This window comes from Vulcanococcus sp. Clear-D1 (assembly GCF_014654725.1).
Classification (GTDB): domain Bacteria; phylum Cyanobacteriota; class Cyanobacteriia; order PCC-6307; family Cyanobiaceae; genus Vulcanococcus.
Genome location: NZ_JACVZV010000023.1, coordinates 1 through 3596, shown reverse-complemented (window position 1 = coordinate 3596; position 3596 = coordinate 1). Strand labels below are relative to the sequence as shown.

Here is a 3596-nt window from a genome sequence, read left to right as displayed (position 1 = left end):
CAATTCTTGTCATATCACTAAACAAGTCTAACTTCAATTGTTGAGAACCTTCAACCGCTTTTTTAACCTGATCATAATTAGCAAAACCCACCAAACTATTACCCGCACGAATATTAAAATCAATATCTGGTAAAGGTTCAATCCCATAATTAGGTAAACTATGATTAGGAGTTACCTGTGCTACTAGTTTCAAAAATAAACGTAATTTACAAATTTCTGTCGCTTCCTCCATAATATCCACCCCATAGAGATTATTTAACATAATCTTTTTGAGAATAAAATAACGTTGGTTATGATGAAATTTCACATCATTTAAAATTTGTCGAAATTGCTGAATCATCTTTTTATGATCCTTATGATTATCCTCTAGAAAACTGGTCATTTTTTCTAAACAAGCATCATAAAGAGGTTCAAGAATATTCAAAGCAGCAAATAAAAAAGCCCCACTCCCACAAGTAGGGTCAAGAATTGACATTTTACCTAATTGATCATAGATATTATATAAAAATTGCGGATCTTGACAATTATTAATGACATCTTCTGCAAATTGACGAATATTCAAGTTATAAGTAATTAAATCATTGATATGATTAACTTCTCCATTAACTAGCTTTTCTCTGATTTCTAAATAACGGGTTTTTCTGGTAATATATTCTCTCCAAATTTCCGTAGGTAAACCATAATTATCATCTGCTGGTTGATTCCAATTCTGTCTTTGAGAAACATCATTTAAACCTCTAGCAATATGTTCCGGTAATGGTAAATCTACTCCGGTTTTGACTGCTTCATAAATATAGCGTTCTGGGTAATCTTTTAATAAGTTCCAAAAATCGTAATTTTCACTTTTAACAGCATCAAATAAATAGGGAATAATGCAATTTTTACTAATATATTCTGTGATATCTTCTTTAGTGTAATATGCTCCCATTTGTTTTTGGTTAATGTACTTTTCAAAGATATAACCTAAAACATCAGGGTTAATTTCATGATCATTTTTTAGTGGTCTTTCATCTAAATACCAATTATACTGATCAAAGAAGTTGAATATTTGAGTAAAAGCGGTATCGGGAATTGTAATTTGAGGATAGGTTTGTTCTAAATAATGGACTGTGAATAAACCCCCGTTTAAATAGGGAACTTTTCCTAAAAGTGCTTCTAATTCGGTATTTCTGTTTTGATTTCCTAAACCTTGATGAAATAATTTTAGGAGGAAATAACGATAAAATGAATAAAACTGATTATTTTCTTTGTTTTCTTGACATTGATTTAATTTGGTTCTCAAATAATCTAAATCATTATTTAAAAATCCTTTACGTTGAATAAAGTAAATGAACATTAAACGGTTCAGCATTAAGGAAGCGTACCATTCTTGATCAAATTTGACGGGGATACCGTCAATAAAATCTAAAAATGTTTTATATTCTTTTTTGAAGTTTTCATAAAATTTCTTAGTGATTTTATCTATTAATATTTTATTATTTTTTGTGTTAATTATCTCTGTAATTGTCATCACTTTTAATTATGCTGAGATGTTTTTAAAACTTTATTCGCTAGTCCTAAATAAAATCTGCTAAACAATTACCTAATTTTAAATTTTCTATATGTTGAAAATCACTATCATAAGTAAATAAGATTAAATCATGTTGAATTGCTGTAGCTGCAATCCAAATATCATTAGTCGGTATAGGTTTACCTTTTTTTCTTAATTGATGGTAAATTATAGCATAATATTCTGATGTTTTTTCATCTATAGGAAATATTTTTATTCTACTAGATTCTAAAAATTTTTCTAATTCATAACGGTTAGTTTCTTGTTTATTTCCTAAAGCAAAACCTCCTAATAATTCTCCTATAATGATTGTATTTATGGCAATAATATCTACATTTTCAATTATTTCAACTGCTTGATTTTGATGACGTTTAAAAGCAGTATAAGCATTTGTATCTATTAAAATTGATTTTATTGCCATAATTTTTGATCTATTTCATTAAATTGTTTAGTATTAAGTAAAAATTCAATTTCATCTTCTTCACTCCATGTTCCCGCAAGATAATCTAAATCATGATAAGGGTAAGAATTAGAGAGATGTTTTTCTGGGGATGATATAATTCCATTTTTTACATGATTTATTTTATCTGTAAATTCTTTTATCCACTGATAAAGGTTATTCAGTTCTTCTTCTGGTATTTTGTCAATTTCTGCTTGAATAAGTTCTTTTACACTCATAAAGTTTACTCCTGTTGTTAATTTACATATTATAACACTTTTATCAATTATCGTCTTCTTCTAGTTCTTTACCCAGGCGATATTTTATATCATAGTTGATGATAAAGTCTAATTCTGCTTCTGTAAATCCATAATGTTCTGCTAACATCTTATCTATTTCATCTATGATAGGTTTGGATAATTTGGGATAATACTCATCATAAATTACCTTACCAGTGGTTTTGTATGATGCTTCTTTGCGAAATGAATTTTTCTGGAAATCTTTCATTAATTTATCTGTTAATGTTATCAGTTGGTTTTTAATATCTGTAGACATTTTATCTAAACCTACAGGGAAATTTTCTATTTCTCTCATGTTTAAATGACGACAATCAGATAAAATAATAAACCACCAATAAAATAAAGAACTATTTAAAATAGCTACTACAGTTAAACTATCTAATTCTGTTTTTAAATATATTGGTTTAACCTGTGATGATATTTTATTTCCTTCCTTTTGATTGCAAAAATAGGGGATAAAATTTATAGTTCTTATCCAATATTGAGGACTATTATGAAAATAAGCTATATAATCAGAATTTTTGAGAAAATTTAAACTTATTTTTTGATAATTACTAATTTTATTGAAAATAGATAAACCCAAATCATCATTAATTTTAGGAATAGAACCTTTTAGCAAATAATTAGTAATATTTTGATAGCTTATATTATGAAATAAAATATTTCTAGTTTCTGAATACCAACGAATGTAATTAGTTGAATATACTTTTTTATCTTGACAATTAATATTTTGTTGACTAATTACAATTGTAGCTCTAATATGTTCTAAACCATCAAACAATTTACCAGGACGATCATCAAAATTAGCAAAATACAAATAATCGGAATATTGCATTAAATAAGCTTGTAAAGATATCATTCTATCAGTACAAACTATTGGTAATTGTACAATCATTCCCAGATAACTTTTATTAATGGCAATATTACCACTTCTTTCGATAGTTAAACCATACAAATTACCACATTTTTCTGTTTGATAACCCTTAATTTCATAATCCTTTTTGACCTTACTATATTCCACATAAGGAGGATTACCAATAATCACATCAAAACCCCCACGACTAATAATACCATAAAACTCCACAAACCAATGAAAAGGACAATGAGATAATTTCCACTTTTCCCACTCCTGCTTCTTCTGAACATCTATCCCATATTCCCGCGCTAAATACTCATTTAACTCCTCATTTAAAATATTTAAAGTTTTTTGTATCATTTGTTTATTTTTATAAGTTTGATTACAAGTTTGCATTATTTTAAAAGTTTCATAAACTTCTATAAATTGTTGAGAACCTTCAACGGCTTTTTT

General features: G+C 27.3%; 3 protein-coding genes and 1 pseudogene. All 4 read right to left on the bottom strand.

The genetic code is table 11. The features are described from left to right. Positions 1-1510 (bottom strand): DNA methyltransferase (locus H9532_RS09310; protein ID WP_366664553.1); only part of this gene is annotated, 1510 nt, incomplete at its 3' end. Between the two features lie 46 nt (positions 1511-1556). Further along, on the bottom strand, positions 1557-1970 hold the full coding sequence (locus H9532_RS09305; RefSeq protein ID WP_296367691.1) for a type II toxin-antitoxin system VapC family toxin: 414 nt from the start codon (positions 1968-1970) through the stop codon (positions 1557-1559). Next, a complete protein-coding gene (locus tag H9532_RS09300; protein ID WP_296367689.1) occupies positions 1961-2227 on the bottom strand; it encodes a hypothetical protein in 267 nt (88 codons plus the stop codon). The genes H9532_RS09305 and H9532_RS09300 overlap by 10 nt, the downstream gene beginning before the upstream one ends. Positions 2228-2270: 43 nt before the next feature. Beyond that, positions 2271-3596, bottom strand: a pseudogene (locus H9532_RS09295) (Eco57I restriction-modification methylase domain-containing protein); the annotation flags it as partial.

Excerpts from the sequence above, each read along its gene's own strand:
- H9532_RS09305 (WP_296367691.1), bottom strand. The coding sequence starts at position 1,970 with ATGGCAATAAAATCAATTTTAATAGATACAAATGCTTATACTGCTTTT.
- H9532_RS09300 (WP_296367689.1), bottom strand. The coding sequence starts at position 2,227 with ATGAGTGTAAAAGAACTTATTCAAGCAGAAATTGACAAAATACCAGAA.